11 protein-coding genes are annotated in these 18,779 nt (G+C 42.7%); all 11 read right to left on the reverse strand.

The window, feature by feature from the left end:
- Positions 1 to 14: 14 nt before the first annotated feature.
- The 11 genes from JFN88_RS14050 to JFN88_RS14100 all read right to left on the reverse strand — a co-directional run bounded on the left by JFN88_RS14050 (position 15) and on the right by JFN88_RS14100 (position 18,705).
- Entirely contained in the window at positions 15 to 3,035 is a 3,021-nt protein-coding gene (locus tag JFN88_RS14050; RefSeq protein ID WP_199019932.1) for a non-ribosomal peptide synthetase, read from the reverse strand.
- The gene (locus JFN88_RS14055) at positions 3,036 to 4,298 is read right to left on the reverse strand and encodes an ATP-grasp domain-containing protein (RefSeq protein WP_199019933.1); all 1,263 of its coding nucleotides are present in this window, start codon (positions 4,296 to 4,298) and stop codon (positions 3,036 to 3,038) included.
- Positions 4,295 to 7,027 (reverse strand): non-ribosomal peptide synthetase, encoded by a 2,733-nt coding sequence (locus tag JFN88_RS14060; protein WP_199019934.1) that lies wholly within the window; start codon positions 7,025 to 7,027, stop codon positions 4,295 to 4,297. Before JFN88_RS14060 ends, JFN88_RS14055 begins: the two co-directional genes overlap by 4 nt.
- A gap of 13 nt (positions 7,028 to 7,040) precedes the next feature.
- Positions 7,041 to 7,868, reverse strand: coding sequence for an SDR family oxidoreductase (locus JFN88_RS14065; RefSeq protein ID WP_199019935.1), 828 nt, complete (start codon positions 7,866 to 7,868; stop codon positions 7,041 to 7,043).
- 2 nt (positions 7,869 to 7,870) lie between these two features.
- A complete protein-coding gene (locus JFN88_RS14070) occupies positions 7,871 to 8,596 on the reverse strand; it encodes a thioesterase II family protein (RefSeq protein ID WP_199019936.1) in 726 nt (241 codons plus the stop codon).
- 9 nt (positions 8,597 to 8,605) lie between these two features.
- A complete protein-coding gene (locus tag JFN88_RS14075) occupies positions 8,606 to 9,895 on the reverse strand; it encodes an MFS transporter (RefSeq protein WP_199019937.1) in 1,290 nt (429 codons plus the stop codon).
- Between the two features lie 18 nt (positions 9,896 to 9,913).
- Positions 9,914 to 11,143 carry an ATP-grasp domain-containing protein gene (locus tag JFN88_RS14080; RefSeq protein ID WP_199019938.1) on the reverse strand — a complete coding sequence of 410 codons (1,230 nt, stop codon included), beginning with the start codon at positions 11,141 to 11,143 and terminating at the stop codon, positions 9,914 to 9,916.
- Between the two features lie 975 nt (positions 11,144 to 12,118).
- On the reverse strand, positions 12,119 to 13,657 hold the full coding sequence (guaA, locus tag JFN88_RS14085; RefSeq protein WP_199019939.1) for a glutamine-hydrolyzing GMP synthase: 1,539 nt from the start codon (positions 13,655 to 13,657) through the stop codon (positions 12,119 to 12,121).
- Between the two features lie 269 nt (positions 13,658 to 13,926).
- A complete protein-coding gene (locus JFN88_RS14090) occupies positions 13,927 to 16,392 on the reverse strand; it encodes a transglutaminase TgpA family protein (RefSeq protein WP_199019940.1) in 2,466 nt (821 codons plus the stop codon).
- Positions 16,370 to 17,653 carry a DUF58 domain-containing protein gene (locus tag JFN88_RS14095; protein WP_199019941.1) on the reverse strand — a complete coding sequence of 428 codons (1,284 nt, stop codon included), beginning with the start codon at positions 17,651 to 17,653 and terminating at the stop codon, positions 16,370 to 16,372. Before JFN88_RS14095 ends, JFN88_RS14090 begins: the two co-directional genes overlap by 23 nt.
- On the reverse strand, positions 17,650 to 18,705 hold the full coding sequence (locus JFN88_RS14100) for an AAA family ATPase (RefSeq protein ID WP_233167849.1): 1,056 nt from the start codon (positions 18,703 to 18,705) through the stop codon (positions 17,650 to 17,652). Before JFN88_RS14100 ends, JFN88_RS14095 begins: the two co-directional genes overlap by 4 nt.
- Positions 18,706 to 18,779 lie beyond the last annotated feature (74 nt).

An 18,779-nucleotide genomic window follows, 5' to 3' on the forward strand; every position in this document is an offset into this window, starting at 1 on the left:
CAATCATTTATTTCTTAACGAGAAATCGAATACTTATATTTTTCACTAATCATTGAATCAAGAGTTTCTTTGAAAAGTTCTGCCAGGCTTTTCATCGTTTCATATTCAAACAGGTCGTCCAGATATTCCCACTCTATTTCTAAAGAATCATCCCTGTCGTAAATCTGCATATTCAACGAAAACATTCCTTCATGTGGAATGAGCGGCTTTATCAAAATGTCGTCTCCCAAGAAATTGATCTCAATAGACTCCTTATCGTGATATGCGATCAACGTCTCATGTAAATTTGTATCACCCGTTTTTCTTTTTAATTTATAGATAAATTCAACGGGTACATTTTGATTTCGCTGGGATTCCCTCAATTGACTAACAAATTCTTTCAGATATTCATTGGTGACAGTGCTGGATTTAGAAAGAATCCATAAAGTATTTGTCAGCATGGAAACGGCTGGTATGCTTGAGACTTTCGAATACTCGCGACTAGGCGTTGCGAATGTTACATCCTCACTACCTGTTATTAGATGTAAAAATTGAGAATACCCAATAGCAAGCGCTTCAAAAATAGTCATTTTATTGTTCAAACTCCACTCTTTTAATAAAGCCGTCCGATTGGTTCCCAAAGAAAAATCAATCAGACTATTTCTATTTGATATCCCATCCACATCCAGACTATCAAATGGAAGTTGATTCATACCTTTATAATTTTGAAAATGGGCTTGCCAAAATTTTTCGGCTGAATCTTTATTTTTATAAAACTCACTTCTAGATTCTTCAATCAGTGTCGAATAGTTCAAAGGCAATACGCTAAGTTCCTCATTTAAATAAATGCTGTTTAAATCTTGCACAATATTTTTCAAGGAGAACCCGTCTACTACGATATGATGGAAGTCCATGAACAGCCAACTTCCCTCATCATTTCTTATAATCTCAAATTTATATGGGAAATCATTTTGCAAGTCGAAAGGAGAAATTAATTGGTCTAAATTAACTTGAGCAAAGCTCTCTTTTACTTTACTACTGTAATTTTCTTGAATGGTTTGAAACGCCTGTCCTTCTCTAAACACAAATTGTGCCCTTAAACTATCGTGACGATCAACAAGCCTGTTCAAAGATTGCTTCAAGAGATCGAAATCGATCATCTCTGGAAGCTTAAGAAGAAGAGGAATATTATATCGTGTAGTATTAGGATTAATAGTAAAGTCTATAAAAATCGCTTCTTGTTGATTCAGCAACTTCAAATTTTTTTCTTGACTAGATAATAAAATCACATTCGCAATTTCAATTTTTTCCTTGTCCAAAACAATATGAATCAAGTCATCAATGCTTGGACTCATAAGGAGATCCATGGGTTCAATATCAATTTTAAATTCTTTATTGATCTCATCAGAAATATAGATACTTGTTAAAGAATCTAATCCTATTTCGAAAAATGAAATCGAAGTATCTTTTACAATACAATTCATACTTTTTTCGATGATTTTAATTATTCTATTTTCTTGTTCATCAAATTCATGTTCTTTAGATAAATCAACATTGGAAGCTTGCTCATCAAGTAAACTTTGGATTTTTTTATAGTCCAGTTTTCCATTAGAATTCATCGGAAGACTTTCTACAACACAAACTTGTGCCAATACAATATGAGAAGGAGCTACCTTTTTGAACTGAATACGAATTTCTTCTTCAGATAGATCAAATTTATTTTGGGTGACAACACAACATGCCAACCCTTTCTCACCGTTTCCATTTTCAATAACTGTTACCGCGGAAGATTGAATACCATTAATTCCATTTAAAATATTTTCTACTGCATTCATTTCGATTCGAAAACCGCGAATTTTAATTTGGCGATCTTTTCTGCCCTTAAATATTACGTTGCCGGCATTGTCTATTGCTGCTAAATCACCGGTTTTATACAGTTTCCCAACTCCATATGGATTCGTGATAAATTTTTCTTCCGTTACATTTTCGTTTCCGATATAACCAGCAGAGACGCCCTTTCCTCCGATGTAGAGTTCCCCAACACCATCAGGTTCTACTATGGCAAGATTCTCGTCCAAAATGTATACAGTCGCATTTTTAATTGGTTTGCCAATAGGAATATAATCTTCATGAGTTACAGCGTCAATTTTATAAATAGTAGAAAATGTCGTACACTCCGTTGGTCCATAACCATTGTAAATAATGATATCCGGGTTGCTTACGAGCACTTTGTTTACATCTTTGGGATGAACAATATCTCCGCCGACAATTAGTTCTTTTAAATCAGTAAATAATTCAATATTTTTTTCAGCAGCAATTGAAAACAAAGGAGCTGTTAACCACATCATATTTACCTGGTATTTTCTAATCAACTCATTTAAGTAGTTGAAATTTGTAACTTTATAAAAATCCGGAATGATTAATTTTCCTCCATTCAACAGGGCGCCCCATATTTCGAAGGTCGAGGCATCGAAAGTAGGTGCTCCTGTTTGGAGAATAATATTTTTATTGGATAGTTCAAGACATGCATTTCCGGTAGTCAAATTGATAATATTCCCGTGGGTAACTTTTACTCCTTTCGGAATGCCAGTAGTACCGGATGTAAACATAATATAGGCGATATCACTTTCATTGATAGGATTCCCCTCGTAGTTGACTCTTGATGGCTGAAGCTCCAGGGAAGTCTTCAATATCTTGATGCCAGGAATATTCAAATCTGAGTCAGAAAACACAAATTTGATTCCTGCAGAATGAGTGAGACTTTCTAAATATTGTTCATTTTCTTTATAAGATAATGGAATATAACTAGCTCCAATTTTAGTTAAAGCAATAATAGATATGACGTATTCAAGACTGTTGTTGAACAGGATCCCAATTCTGTCGCCAGATTCTACACCAGATTCCTCAAAAAAGCGGGCCACATTATTTGCTCTTTGATTCAAATCTTGGTAAGTCAATTCTTCATTCAGATACACAACCGCTTTTTGGTCAGGATACTTGGATACTATATGATGGAAGCAGTTGCCCAGGTTTATATTTTCATTATTGTTCTCCATTTATTGCAACACTTCTTTCTGTTGAGCCGCTATCAAGGGGTTAGCTTGACTACGAACCAGATTAATTGTTGTAACAAATTGTTTGAAGTCGTCAGACTCCCCATAAACAATCCCGATGTTATTTTCAGTTCCGAGGCGAGAATCTATGGTTTCGCCCTCTTTTTTAGTAATTTGTACATGAGTAATGTCTTTGTAATCTTTCAATTGATCGAGTCCCGTTATCCCTTGATAAATTCCATTTTCAACAATAGGCGGGGTTAAAAAAACCTGATAGTATACTTTTTTAATAGGGGGCGGTTGAATTACCACTTCTTGATTTAACGAGATTTGTAAAGTGATGCGTATTAAATCAACTCCTGTTGCTCTCTTCAGTATTTCTGAAACGTATCCTCCCATTCTACCGTTGACTTCTATTATTTTTGGACCTTCATCAGTAATTTTAATTTCCGTATGTGTTGTACCACTGGTAATTTTCAATGCCTTAATTGCTTCTGACTCTATTGACCTAATTTCATCTTCAATCTTTTTGGAAAAAGGATGAGGCAAGAACATTCCGCTTTCCGAAAAATGTTGGGTCAAGGGTAACTTTCCTGTAATCGAAACTTGAGTTGAATTTCCTCCTTGATGTATAGATTCAACCGATACATAATCTCCATAGAACGAATTTTCAATTTCTTTATTCCCTGATAAAAACTCTTCTAAAACATATTCGTGATCTGGAGGAAATTCATGAACTGCATTCTCCAATTCCTCGTAAGAATTCACCTTCTTGGTCCACTTGCTCCCGGCTCCTACAACAGGCTTAATAATGGCTGGAGTGCCCACTGCAAGTAAACTTTGTTGCAAATTATTTTTATCCAATCTAGTAAACTTGACAGAAGTACCTTTGCTTTTCGAAAGAATTTCCCTTTGCATAAATTTATTAACTAATGCTCTTGCGGTTTCTACGGAATTACCGGACAACAACATTTTTTCCACAAAAATAGAAGTCTCCAGTAACTTATACTCACTAAAGGTAGTAATCCCTTCGACTTTCTCATCGTGCAAAATACCTTCAATTTCCTCTTCTGATAAATTCGAGATGTTATAGGACGTTGCATGCTTCTCTAACAATTTAATTTGCGACAAATCACTTTGGGAGCAATCTTCTTGATATAAAAAAACGATTTTACATATTCCAATTGATGCAGCTTGTATGGATAGGGGAGTAGCAGAACCATTGCCATAAAAAATAGCTACTTTGGGAAGCGTTTTTCTCGTCATACTCTCACTTCTCCCAATTCCTTTTGTTTCAAGAAAGCTCGCATACTACTTGGCGATGAATGCACGTAGAGGTCTTTAAGTAAAATACCCGGATTAATATTTTGTTTTAATTCTGATAATAATGACACTGCTAATAAAGAATTGCCTCCAGAATCAAAAAAATTATCCTCATCCGTAATTTGTTGACCCAGTATCTTGCGCCATACTTCTAAAAGATAATCTTCACCTGAATTAGAAGCACCCTCAGACCGATAAGGTTCATTTTGTTCATCGATCAGCTTTTTGAAATCAACTTTTCCATTTATAGTGAGTGGTATTTTTTCAACTTGGACTGATTTTGAAGGAATCATATAGGAAGGTAGCTCTTTCAGCAGAATCTCTTTAATGTCGTTGGAACTATAATGTTTATTACTTTCAAAAAAAGTGAAAATTTGCTTATGTTCATCCGCGTTGTTATTATGAACGGTTACAACAACATCCCTCACACCAGGAATACGACTTATCTGTTTTTTAATTTCATCAAGTTCAATTCGATAACCTCGTATCTTCACTTGATTGTCTATTCTCCCCAAGTAATCGATACTGCCATCGGATTTTATTTTTCCAAGATCTCCACTTTTGTACCAGCGTTCTCCTGATGCCTTTTCGATAATGAACTTTTCTGTATTGAGCTGTTCTCTATTGATATAGCCATTTGACAGGCCTGCGCCGCCTACCCAAATTTCACCTTCAACTCCGAGGAGACAAGGTACTCCAGATGAATCTCGAATAGATATCTTCCATCCTTTTATAGGAACTCCTATACTCTGACTACTTGTGTCCAAATTTCTTTTCAATATATCTTGATAGGTTACATGGACAGTCGTTTCCGTTATCCCATACATATTCACAAGTCTGCACTTGCTTGAAGAATACCTTTGGAACCATTTTTTCAGCTTGGTATTATCTAATGCTTCCCCGCCAAAAATGATCAACCTGATTGAATTTAACCGTGGTATTCTTTGTTCGGATTCAATATTTTGCAAGGCATAAAAAGAAGAAGGGGTCTGATTTAATACCGTCACCTTATGTTCAATAAGCAAATCATAGAAATCATACAGAGAGGTAGCCGTTTCTCTTGGAACTACAACCAATTTGGCGCCACTTAATAAGCTCCCCCACATTTCCCAAACAGAAAAATCAAAAGAAGAAGAATGGAACATGGTCCAAACATCATTGGCTGAAAGCTCGAACTCTTCTTGAGTGGCTTCCACTAAGGATAAAATGTTGTCACAAGAAACTTGAACACCTTTAGGTAAACCTGATGTTCCAGATGTATAAATCACATACCCCGATTTTGAGGTATAGGCGGGGAGATCAATGTCATTGATTTGTTCCAGCTTCGTTTGCTGCAATAATTCAGTTGGGTTTATTTTTACATGATGAGCATCCTGGAAACTATGAATCAGACTGGATATAAAAAATTTTGCTCCAGAGTCTTTCAGGATGAATGATATTCGATCAATAGGATAGTTAGGATCTACAGGGATATATACGCCGCCTGCCTTGATTACTCCTATCATCAATAAAACAAGTTCATTATCCTGCTTTACAGAAATAACAGCCTTGTCTTCCGTTTTAAAACCTTCTTTGATTAGACGTTTGGCGATAATATCGCTTCTTTGTTCCAATTCTTCAAAAGTAATGTCTCCCTGTTTGTCTGAGAGAGCAATATTTTGAGGGTACGTTTGCACTATCGTTTTTAATCGATCACGTATATTTTCTTGTTGTAATCCATTTGTCTGTCTAATATAAGGAGCCATTAATTCATTCAGTAATTCATTCATACTTGAATCTGAATCACTTTGCTTCGTCGTTAAAAAGTACGCAAGCAGGGTACCGAATTGTTTAAGCACTTCCGAATCCATAGTTTCGGTGCTAGCCTGCAACGATAGTGACTGGACAATTCCTCCATTTTCTTTTATGACCAACGTCAACGGATATTTAGGACTTAAGCAAGGCGTATAATCATACTTCTTATCATCCAAATCAATACAAATCATTCCTACGGAGTAAGCGATTCTGCCATCATTTTGGGTAGCTTGCTGCTTCGTATTAATCGTTCCATCTTGGTTCAGCTTTCCCTTTAAAACAGTTTGTCCAGCTATAGTTAGTTTCTTAAAATAAACATCAAGTTCCTCAGAATTGTACACGTTCAACGTTTTGGCGAGCGCCGCACATATTTGCTGATTGTGAAGATTAATCTGAGATAAACTTTGACCTTTTAATTGAGAAATACGATATGTATTACACTTCTTACTGGTTCCCTCGTCCACTATAGGAACTCCCCATTTAATTGGAGATTTTGTAAGACTCTCATCATCATCTGCATCCATTTCTCCAATTGGGGTGTCACCAATTAAATAATGGTATACCTTTAGTAATCCGGACAAATTGGCTTTAAGGAGATTGGATGTTAATACTAGTGCTGCATTATTTTCATCCAGAACTAGAGTAATTCTGACTTTTTCCACAAACCCGATGGGTCGGTTTTTTTCCCTTTCGATATATTTTTCAAACATTTTCAGATGAGCAACTTTTTCAACCGTAATAAACAGATCAACATGATTTTGATTTGCTGATTTTTCATGAATTTTTGAAACTTCATCTTTTGTTAAATCTTTTACAACCAAAACGTTTGTTGTAGCTGAAGTTTGTACTTCATCTTTTGTCTCTAGGACATTTATCATTATGTTCTCTCCTTTATTTCGCAGAATAACCAGCATCGACCGTAATATTTGTACCTGTCACTCTCTTGGATTCATCACTCCCTAACCAAATCGCAGCTTCCGCAACATCTGTAGGCGATACAACCGTTTTCATTGCTACTGACTGCAGATCAATTTCTTCCTGTTCACCTAATTGAATGCCTAAGGAATCCGCTACTACTTTTGTCATACTTCCATCAACGAATTCATCATCATACACTGGGCCAGGACAAATGGCATTGACTCTAATGTTATCCATTGCATAATCCAATGCGGCAGATTTGGTTAATCCCACTAATCCATGCTTTGAAGCAACGTATCCGGCGAAATGTTTATATCCTAAAAGTCCGGCTGTTGAAGCGATATTAATGATACTTCCTTCTTGTTGCTTTATCATAATTGGGGCTACAAATTTTATAACTCTCCATGGCCCGGATAAATTGACATTCAACAAAATTTCCCATTCTTCACTTGAATATTCATGTGCCGGCTTGCCTGCCGGAGCACCAATTCCTGCGTTATTGATCAGAACATCGATTCTGCCAAATCGATTCACTGCATCTTGGACTAAAGAAGAAACCTCTTCTACTTTCGTAACATCAGCATGCTTTTTAAATACATGTACACCAAGTCTTCTACAAATTTTCTCTGTGTCATCCAATTGACTTGTTCGTGCGAGATCGTACGGCACAGAATCAATGTTTCTCCCTATATCTGAAATAATGATGTCCGCGCCCTCTTTAGCCGCTTTAATCGCACAAGCTTTCCCGATTCCTCTACCAGCACCTGTAATGAGAACAACCTTATTTTTTAATCGATCCAAATCTACTCACTACCTTCTAAGTAATTTAATAAACTTTTTTCTACGATATGAAGTGCAAAATCTGCTCTGCCAAGCAAGTACATGTGCTCTCCTTCAACTTCATAGAGCTCGTAATCTTTGCGAGTATGCAACTTCCATTTTTTAACCTCATCCTTGCTTACAAAAGTGTCATTATCCGCATAAATAGCTGAAATAGGAATGTTAACTGTTGCATCATTTACAGGATATTCAATATCCATTTTGAAATCTGCTTTAAAAGTTGGCATTAAAAGCTCTTTTAATTCAGGAATATTAAATGCCTCATTTTTCAGACCAGTCAGCTTTTCAACTTTTGTGATAAACTCATCCTCTTTTTCCAAGTCGATATCATAATCACGGATACTGCTTGGAGAAAAGGCAGCAGAAGCAAATAGATGTTCAATTTTTACTGCTGGCGCACTCTCAAGCCTTCTTATAACCTCAAACGCTAATGTGGACCCTAGAAAACAATGGCCAAAAAATGCAATTCTTTTGTTTGCATACTTGTCTCCAATAATCTTTGCATAATGATCAGCTGCTTTATTCAAATCTGTGAATGGATCTTCTGCAATCTCTCGTTCTCTTCCTGCAAGCTGGATAGGTACGACTTCAATTTTTGGTGACAGTTGTTTATTCCACTCACTATAAACACTTGCTCCACCGCCACCGAACGGGAAGCACAACAGGTAAATTAGATTTTCATTATTCATAATTATCTCCTAGATTAATTTTTTTTTGATTTCTTCAATATGGATGGCCTTTGATAAATAATCTTTCCCAAACACAAAGTTTCTTCCTACTAAAAAAGAAATAAATGAGTATGAAAGAAGTACAAGACCCGATGCCAAAAAACCATATTCTATTGATATATCGAACATTCGAGAAAGCACTGGAATTAATGTAATTGTCAGTATGGAAACAATAAAATTTTTCACAGAATTAATACGCCCCATAAATTCTGACGTACTTCTTTTTTGTAAGTTTGTATTAAAAATAGTAATTGAAAATGAATTTGCCGATCCATACACAACGAGCAACAAGAATGCAAAAATCACATGAACATTTATAGAAAGAATTAAAAGAATGATAGACTGCAAAAATAATCCAATTACAGCTGAGTAATTCGTCCCTAATTTTTTGGAAAAACTGGCGATAAACGCTACGATTATCATTGAACCAACAGCAAACCCGCTATCAAATAGAGAAATATAGAAGCTGTTGTCATTATAGTGAACCGCAACTACAGGAATGAGCATCAGATTGAAAATATTTACCGCCATATAGTCACCAGAACTAATGAGCAAATGCGCTAATACACTTTTTTCTTTGCCAATTTTCTTAATCAAATACTTCCAGTCTTCAAAAAAATCGGCGCCTATACTTTTGTGTTCCTTGTATTCCTTAATCTTTTTACTGTATTTGATCAGTCTGAAATAAATTGAAGATATAAAAAACATACTTCCAGATATGATCAGCGCAGCAGCTGGACTCATAAAGAAAATAATAGATGCAACAATAGCACTGCCTATAAGCTGACCTGCTTGAAATAGGGTAGTAATAATACTGTTAGCCTGTAGCAATTCATCCTTATCGTTAACAAGCTCAGGAGTCAATGTGAACTGTGCATTTGAAAAGAATGGCACAACAAAATTTACAATAATGAGAATAATAAATAAATAGCTTAGTCCAGTATCCGGATTGACAAGAAAAATTGTACCTGCTCCCGTAATTAATATACCTTTGGCAAAATCACTAATAACTAAAATCTTTCTTTGATCACTTCGATCAACAACTGTCCCGGAAACGAACTGGACCAGAAACATCACGACATATTGAAGAATGATTACAATTCCTATCGAAGTTGCACTATTCGTTTTATCGTATAAAAGCTTGCTAACAGCAATTAGTTGCATCCCGCTTCCTATATTTGAAATAAAAATGGCTAATGCCATCAACCTTATATTTCTTGAGTTTTTTAAAAAACTCAAGATCATCTTTCCATTTTTCATAACATTCTCCTACATGTTTTATTTAACTTCGACCTCAAACTCAATATGATTTAAAATTTCATTGGAAATCCGATTTACTTCATCGTGAGAATCCCCCACTACGACAAAGTGACCTACTCTATCCCACGAAGATTTTACAACTGGAATTATATCTCCTATACTTTTATCTATGGACCAGTCAACTACTTCAGGAGCCATCAAACTTTCAATACCTTTGATTTCTTTCAATTCACCTGCCGGACAGTTAAAATATCTTACGGTACTCACCTTGGCAGCAACTTGCTGAATAGTAGTATTTTGTCGCATTAATATCATGGAATATTCCTTCAAAAAATCGAATTCATAAGCATAACTAATTAGATCATAGATATAGTCACCCGGCATTCTCCCCGCACACTCAATCAAAACAGGCTTTTCATCCTGAATCTTCCATTCGGAATGCAATAAGCCTGACCCAATTTCTAATTTTTTAACTAAGTTGCTCTTTTCCTTCAATAACAGTTCCCAGTCTGCGGCTGAAATATTCGCTGGGACAATATGCCCCTCTTCAACAAAGTTATCATCAAACGTTATTTTTTCGGTAACATTTGAAAATATAATTTCGTTATCTCTTACTAATGTCTCCACGCTAAATTCTGGCCCATCTACATATTCCTCAACAATGTGTTCTCGATTGATTTTTCGCGAAACTGTAATCTTTTGGTTGTCGAGAGCTAACGTTGTATTCTCCCATGCTTTCTCAATATCACGAATGGATTCAATCTTACTAATTCCTATGCTAGCCTGTAATGTAGCCGGTTTAAAAATTAATGGCTTCCCTTCATAAAAGTCGAAAAGATCTTCGATTTGCACTACTTTTTTGTATCTTGGATGGGGGATATCGAATCGTTCACACGCTTCTCTCAACAAAATTTTATTCGTCAACACTTTAGCATTTTTTTCTTTTAATCCTGGTAATCCTAACAAATCGGCAATTTTTCCAGTTGCTTTAACTGCATAATCTTTCGAAGGGAAAACTGCATCAAATTGTATCTCATCATGGAATGCTTTGGCTATGGCAACACAATCTTCTGAATCAATATAGTTTCCGAACACAACCTTTTTTACTAACTTACTCTCAAATTCACTAAACTTATTCTTTTCAAACAATTCTTCCTCTTCAATAATATAAACTTCTATATCCGTACGATCTTTGTACTGCTTTAAAGCAACCATCGAAAAGCCTATCATTAAAATTTTTTGTTTCATTTTCCTTAGCTCTCCTTTTTGTTATGAGGAAATAGGTTTTTCGTACTATACTTAAATAAGTAACAATCAAAGTAAACGGGCTGATCTGCCTTGTAAAATCTATTTTTATTGTTTCCGAACAAATTCCAGCAGTATAATCTACATCTATTTTTAAAAGATCTATCTTTTTGGGCTTAAAACCAAAATGAGTGGTTGACCTCTAGATGGTCTAGGTGGAGGGGACGCTGCATCGCAGAGGATTGTTCCGATTGCTGTTAAACTGTCCAATTAAAATTTGCAGTTGGAATCATAATTTTCAACGCGAAAACCTAAGCAAGGGGCTTGGCAGAGTGAGTATTTGTCGACAGATTAGCTACCTCCTAAAGAATCAGGAATTGACTTTAGAACCAAGTCAAAATACATAATTCGCTAATAATATACAATCTCCTTCCAAACGAATGTTCTATTTCAATAAAATTGTGTAATTATGTAGAAAATTTCAAGATTTTAAATCTATATACTTGGTAGTAGACCGTTGGAATAAATTTCTGGACAGTAAGTGCAACGCCAGATATCTTAAAATCATTATCCTAGTCTAACAGCCCCAGCTTCGTTGCATCAAAACGATAGCTAACATCTGACTTTAACCCCTTCGCAGCCGCGTCAACGACTTTCTCATCGTCCTCAGGGACCAGCTCAGGACCAGATTTGACAAACCACTTAACGGGCTTCACAAAGCCTGTGCAGGCTTTACACGAAGCAATGAGACCCTTTCGCTATTGAAACCATCATAAGTGGTTTATTGGAAATCGTCGATTAGTTCGTTGATTCCGGTCATAAAAAAACTCCCTTCTATCTGTCAAACAAAACAGATAAAAGAGAGTCATTTTTGCACTCTATTGTTGCAGGTTAATTGGAAATCATCATGCAGTCAATGCCGAAAACCCCTATGTATTTAAGGCTTCCCGGAATCAGACGGTATTATTTCAATCTAACCTACTCCCACTCAATCGTCGCAGGCGGCTTGGACGTGATGTCGTAGACGATACGATTCACGTTGTCCACTTCATTAACGATACGAACAGAGATTTTCTCCAGCACATCCCACGGGATGCGCGCCCAGTCGGCGGTCATGCCGTCGATCGACGTAACTGCGCGGATGCCGACAGTGTAGGAATACGTACGGGCATCACCCATAACTCCGACACTCTTCATGTCCGGAAGCGCCGTGAAATACTGCCAGATTTCACGATCCAGTCCTGCTTTCGCGATCTCATCACGCAAAATCGCATCGGATTCGCGGACAATCTCCAGCTTGTCTTCGGTTACTTCGCCAAGCACACGAATCGCCAGACCCGGACCCGGGAAAGGCTGACGCATTACGATCTCGATAGGCAGGCCGCACTCCTCGCCCACTTTGCGCACTTCGTCCTTGAACAATGCCTTAAGCGGCTCAACCAGCTTGAACTTCATGTCCTCAGGCAATCCGCCCACATTATGGTGAGACTTGATCGTTTGTGCAGTCGCAGTGCCGCTCTCCACGATATCCGTGTACAGCGTCCCTTGTGCCAGGAATTCGAAATCATCGAATTTAACGGATTCCTCTTCGAATACGCGGATGAATTCGTTACCGATGTTTTTACGTTTTACTTCTGGATCGGAGACGCCTCTCAGCTTGCTCATGAAGCGCTCGCGAGCATCGATCTTCACAACTTTCATATCGAATTTACCGACGAAGGTTTCCATTACGCCCTCTGCTTCCCCTTTGCGGAGCAAGCCGTGGTCGATGAACATACAAGTCAATTGGCTGCCAATCGCTTTATGCAACAGGATCGCAACAACGGAGGAATCCACACCGCCGGACAGCGCGCACAGCACCTTTTTGTCGCCTACCTGCTCACGGATTTCACGGATCGTATCCTCAATAAAGGTCTCCATGCTCCAGTTGCCTTGACAGCCGCAAATTTCGTAAAGGAAGTTGCGGATCATTTCGTTTCCGTATACGGAGTGACGAACCTCCGGATGGAATTGAACTGCGTAAATCTTTTTATCCGTATGACTCATTGCCGCAATCGGAGCATGCTCGGTCCCAGCATCCACCTTAAATTCGTGAGGCAGCTCAACAACGTGGTCGCCGTGGCTCATCCATACCGTTTGCGTTTTATCGAGTCCATTAATCAGGTGGCTTCCTTCAAGGAAATCAACCTCTGCCTTGCCGTATTCCCGTTTGCCTGCCCGTTCAACCTTGCCCTGCAGTTGATGCGCGATCAATTGCATACCATAGCAAATACCAAATATTGGAATACCCAGATCATAGATCGCCGAATCAACAAGTGGCGCATTCTCCTCATACACGCTTGCCGGACCGCCGGAGAATACAATTCCCTTAGGGTTCAGTTCACGAATTTTCTCCACAGGAGTGTTGAAAGGCAACAACTCGCTGTACACGCCCAAATCCCGAATCCGTCTAGCGATCAATTGATTGTATTGTCCTCCAAAGTCAAGGACAACGATGATTTCATTAGCAGTAGTCATTTCCGTGCCTCCCTTAATTCATAGAAAATATTATATATAACGGGATTTACACCAGTCAAGTATTATCAGACAGGCTTTAGCGTCAGCTTGCCCTTTCTAGACTGCGCAGGCATTGCACGGAGGGCCTTATACACTTTGCAAGCCAAGTCAAATCAAGCTTTTCATGTCCGAAATTTCGGCTTGCAACCTAACTAGCTATTGAGTTTCAGCGAAGGGGGACAGTTGCGGGGCAAAAGGTTCCCCCAAGCTCTGTTAAAATCCGAATTCCTTTATATAACCGACATTCCTGGCAAAGGAAATAGTGTCGCGTTCACGTCATGCGGAGACGGTCCTGCATATGGCTTTCCTCCATATCTGGCTCGTTCCTCCCAACGTATAAACAACTCCATACGCTCCATGTCCGCTACCGGCAGCGCCAGGCTCACGGCATACTCACGTGGCGTCATGGCTGGAGCCGGATTGCTCTTATGGCTGGCGTACACCACAACCCAATAGGCCTCAGCCAACTGAAGGAAGCGCCCGCGCTCCTCGCGTTTTCCTGTGAATGCACGGTTATATCGGCGCAGCGCAGCGTTCAGTTTCATCATGTTTTGCTTTTTCCATAGCCACACCACCAGTGTACAGGCGATCAGCAATAACGCGGTTATAAGCAGCCAATTGGTCAATAGAGGCCGGACAAGCTCCATGATGCCCGCAATCTTCTGTATGTTCGGTTCATAAATTCCGTTGGTGCCCGCCAACAGGTTAGCGGAATCAATCTGCTCGCCTAACTCGCCTAATCCAGCCAACGGCCCAGCATACCCGGGAGTCGGATCAAAGGGAACCCAACCTGCCTCGGGAAAATAGACTTCTACCCATGCATGGGCGTCGCTGCTTCGAACCTGATACGCCATGTTCTCCACTTCCTTGCTGATTGTTCCCTTTTCTACTTCTGACGTTTGGGCTTGCGTGCCGATCGGCTCCCCCGGCGCAAAACCTTTTACCCAGCGGGCGGGAATTCCTTGCGTCCTCAGCATGACGACCATAGCTGTAGAAAAATGAACACAGTAGCCCCGCTTTTGCTCAAACAGGAAATGGTCTGCGAAATCTTCCCCCCGCCCCGGCATTGCCGTCTCCGACAGCGTATAGGTATAAGCGGATTTGAGATAGCTCTCCAGCGCCTTCGCCTTCGCATAGGTACCCTGTTCGCCCGCCACGACCTGAGCAGCAAGCTCCGCTACCCGCTTCGGGAGCGCGTCCGGCAATTGCAAGTATCGCTGCGCGATATCGGGCGGGATTGCCTGTTCAGTGACATCTTCGGACGGAGCGGACAAAGCGGTGAAGTCCGGCAGTATAGACTGTACAATGTAGGTCGCAATTGGCTGAGGGGTGAACGGGCGGAGCGTGTCCGTCTGCTCATCCGCCAGGTATGCCGAAGCAGGCAATTTCCCTATCTTCATATCCAGAACTGCGCCATAGTTGCCGGAATGAAAGAGCGGCCACTCCCGGTCCGGCTTCTCCAGCACAACCGTCTGCACAATCACATTGCCGCTGGCTAATATCTCTTCATCCGTACTGCCGCTTTGTGCCGCGCCAACGGTTGTCAGCCTTTCGCTGTTCAGGCTTTGCGACCACTGGCCTCCATCGTAGTAATCCAGAGTTTCTCCACGCCAGTAGAGCTGTCTGGGAGAGAAGCCGGTAAATACCGGACGGTTGTCCGACACCAGCGGCGATCCCATCCGCCCGTTATACGAGCTGTAGCCTGTCATACCCGCTTGTCCCGTCGACTGGTTGCGCTCCATGCCTTTCAGCCCGACCGCTTGCACCCCAAGAGCAGATACGCTCTGTCCGCCCCGTTCCTGGAACAACCGGGCGATTGACCAGTCCTGTAGCGGATTGACCGGACTGGCAAGCCTTGGCTTGTCCGCTGCTGCTCCCCAGCCGATGGCGAGCAATACAGCGGCGCTGACCAGGCCCAAGGCCCACCAACGCGCTGGCCAGAAGCGTCTCAGCTCCAGCGGCACAGCCCGGCTCACTCCGCTGCCGTGGAAGCGCACTGCCCGTATATACGTCATCAGGCTCGTCAGAATCATCCCTGACGCGGCGGTATACAGCAGCGATGTCTCTATAGCCACACCGCCAACCCAATACATATGAAGCAAGTAAACCGCCGTTCCCAATGCGAGCCCAGGTCCCCATAGCCTTGACCACACCAATGTCTGAAGTGTACTGGCAAGCAATACCACCCCGATGAACAGCAGCAGTGTCCTCAACTCGCCCGACAAGTCCAGTCTCCCGGCCATGAGATGGTCAGCATCCGATAGCAGGCTTTGAGTCATGCGCGGCAGCCACTCGCTTTTGACGTAATCTCTGTAATAAAGATGCATGACGGCATAGAGACAGCTGACGCTATTAATCATCAAGGATGCCCATATGGGGAGCAGCACTGCCCCTGTTGCAAGCGCGATCCCGATCAGCGGAAACAGCGGGTCGATATGATACAAGCCGATGATATATTTCAGACTGTCCAGCGGCAGCAGCCACTGGTACAGAATCACCAGCAGCAGGGCCGATGTGATCAGACGCAGTCTGAACGACCAGTATAACGGGATGCCGTCAGGCCTGTAAAAGAAAGCGGGCAGCACAGGCTCCTTTGCCGCTTGGCGTTGAGCGGATTGGCTGCTTCGCTTGTTGCTTAAATGCAGCTTCCCCGAGCGATTCGGGCTCGCCGGTTCACGAAACATTTTCGTTCTCATGCCGCTCCTCCCCATCCCAGGCCGTTGTTTGCGGCTCTACCGGCGCATCAAGCGTCCAGAGCCGCACCACGCCGCCTTGCTGCTCAAAGGACTTGATTCGGTCCCGCAATGCATGAGACGGGGATTTCCGGTCAGTGATCAGCCATAACTCTATTCCGCATTGTCTGGCGGCCGCAAGCTGCCGGACCTCCGCCCAATGATGCAGCCCGCCTGTAATCCAAATTAACATGCCTCTTCCCGGAAGCCTGAGTACTGAGTCTGAAACAAGCGCTGCAAGGTTGTAACTGCCGTCAGCACGCGCCCGAGCGAGCCGCACAGAAGCCGCAGCAACACTGCGATTGCCTGCGCGTCCGTGCAACTCTACAGGGTCTGAGCCGCTGCAATACAAATGCGCTTCACCGCCTTGACTCTGTACGTCCTCATAGGTCTGCAACGCTTTGACAATACAAGCATCGAACAATGCGCTATTGCCGCCGTAAGCTTCCTGCCACCCGTCCAGCACGATCAGGCAGCGGCTAGCCGCTGCACGTTCCTGTTTCCGAACCTGCCAGCTCCGGCCCTTGGCGACTGAGCGCCAGTCCAGATAACGCAATGAATCCCCATAAGTGTAGGCTCTTCGTTCCTCCCCCGTCCCAGGCTGAAATCCCGGACGCAGTGATCCATCCGCTCCGGCAGCACCCTGTGCGCTGCGAAGGGCTCCGGGTACAACACTATTCCCCCAATTCCACAGCCGCATGCCTACGCTTCCTTCGGACAAGCGGGGGAGCACCAGCACATTACTTTCACAGGTCAGCCGAACTCTTCTAGTCATCAGGCCGAACAAATCTCCGGCTTCCACTGTAATCGTTTGAAGACGCCACTCTCCCCTGCGTACGGGTGAAATCTGATATTGGAGCTGAAAACCCCGCTTGAGCCAGGGCAGCAGCACCCTGCGGTAAATGACCGGCTCTGCTGCATGATCCGTCAGGCTGACCATCTCCTCCCTGATGGCAATCCAAACAAAAGGCAGAATGCAGCCCGTATGAAAGCTCAGCTCCGCCTTCAAAGTTCCCCCTGCCCGCAGGACGTCATCCGACAACCTGCGCCTGACCGTCACCCGCCGCAAGGATAAGAGGGGGCCCAGCACCGCCAAAAGCATGATGCCGGTCAGCACCGTCAGCACAAACCACTCGGCCCAACCTCCGCGCGCCTGAATGCCTACAGCCAGAAAGGCCCACAAGCCCAGCAGGATCGGCCAGTTCACCCATGGCCGGCCTTTCATTGCACCCTCCAGGTGCCGGTTGGCATTTTCCTGGGGAGCGGAAACTCCTGAATCATTTGCTCCAGGATCGACGCTTGCTCCCATCCGTTCGCTTCATGCTGCGGCTTCATGACAAGCCGATGCGACAATACCGGGACTGCTGTCCCTTTGAAGTCATCCGGCACGGCATAGCCTCGTCCCTCCATGCAGGCTGCCGCTTGCGCCGCCCTCACCCAGTCCCGGGAAGCACGCGGACTTGCCCCCAAGGAAAGCTGGGGCGCTGTACGTGTTGCCGCTGCAATATCTACAACATAGGCGAGCAAGGAACGATCTACATGCACCTGTTGAGCCTGGCGCTGCAATTCCAGCCACTGCTCCGGGCTCATTAAAGATTTAATTGAGCCAATTGTGCCTGTACTACTTCTATGCTCTAACATGCGGATCTCGTCGGCCGCCGCGGGGTAGCCGATAGACAACCGCATCATGAAGCGGTCAAGCTGCGCTTCCGGCAGCGGAAAAGTGCCTTCGTCACGCAGCGGATTTTGAGTTGCAATCAACATGAACGGCTCCGGCAATAGTCTCGTCGTCCCATCCACTGTGACGCTTCGCTCTTCCATCGCTTCCAGCAGCGCCGACTGCGTGCGAGGCGTGGTCCGGTTAAGCTCGTCTGCAAGCACGACATGATTCATCACGGGGCCGGGCCGATAGACAAAATCCCGCTGCACATTGTCCCATACCGAACCTCCTGTCACATCCGCTGGCTGCAAATCCGAAGTGAACTGGATTCGCCCGAACTGTCCGCCGACCGCCTTGGCAAAAGCGCGCGCCAGCACGGTTTTGCCTACTCCCGGCACATCCTCAAGCAGCAGATGCCCGCCAGCGAGCAGCGCCGTCATCGCCAGCCGAACCGTATCCGGCTTGCCGAGCAATACATCCTCCAGCCTGCTCTGCATACGTCTTAGCCATTGATATCCTTCTTGATTCCACTCCGTCTGTTGGTCCTGCTCTTCCCCGTCAGCAGCCATACTTCCCTGGCCGGATTGGAATAGATTGCTCCAACTGCGCACATTCATATGACTTTCCCTCCCTGCACTCTACTTCTATCAACCATTCTCTCCATTCCACTCTTCTTTTAATCCAATACTGG

Source organism: Paenibacillus roseus, assembly GCF_016424485.1.
GTDB classification, from domain to species: domain Bacteria; phylum Bacillota; class Bacilli; order Paenibacillales; family Paenibacillaceae; genus Paenibacillus_D; species Paenibacillus_D roseus.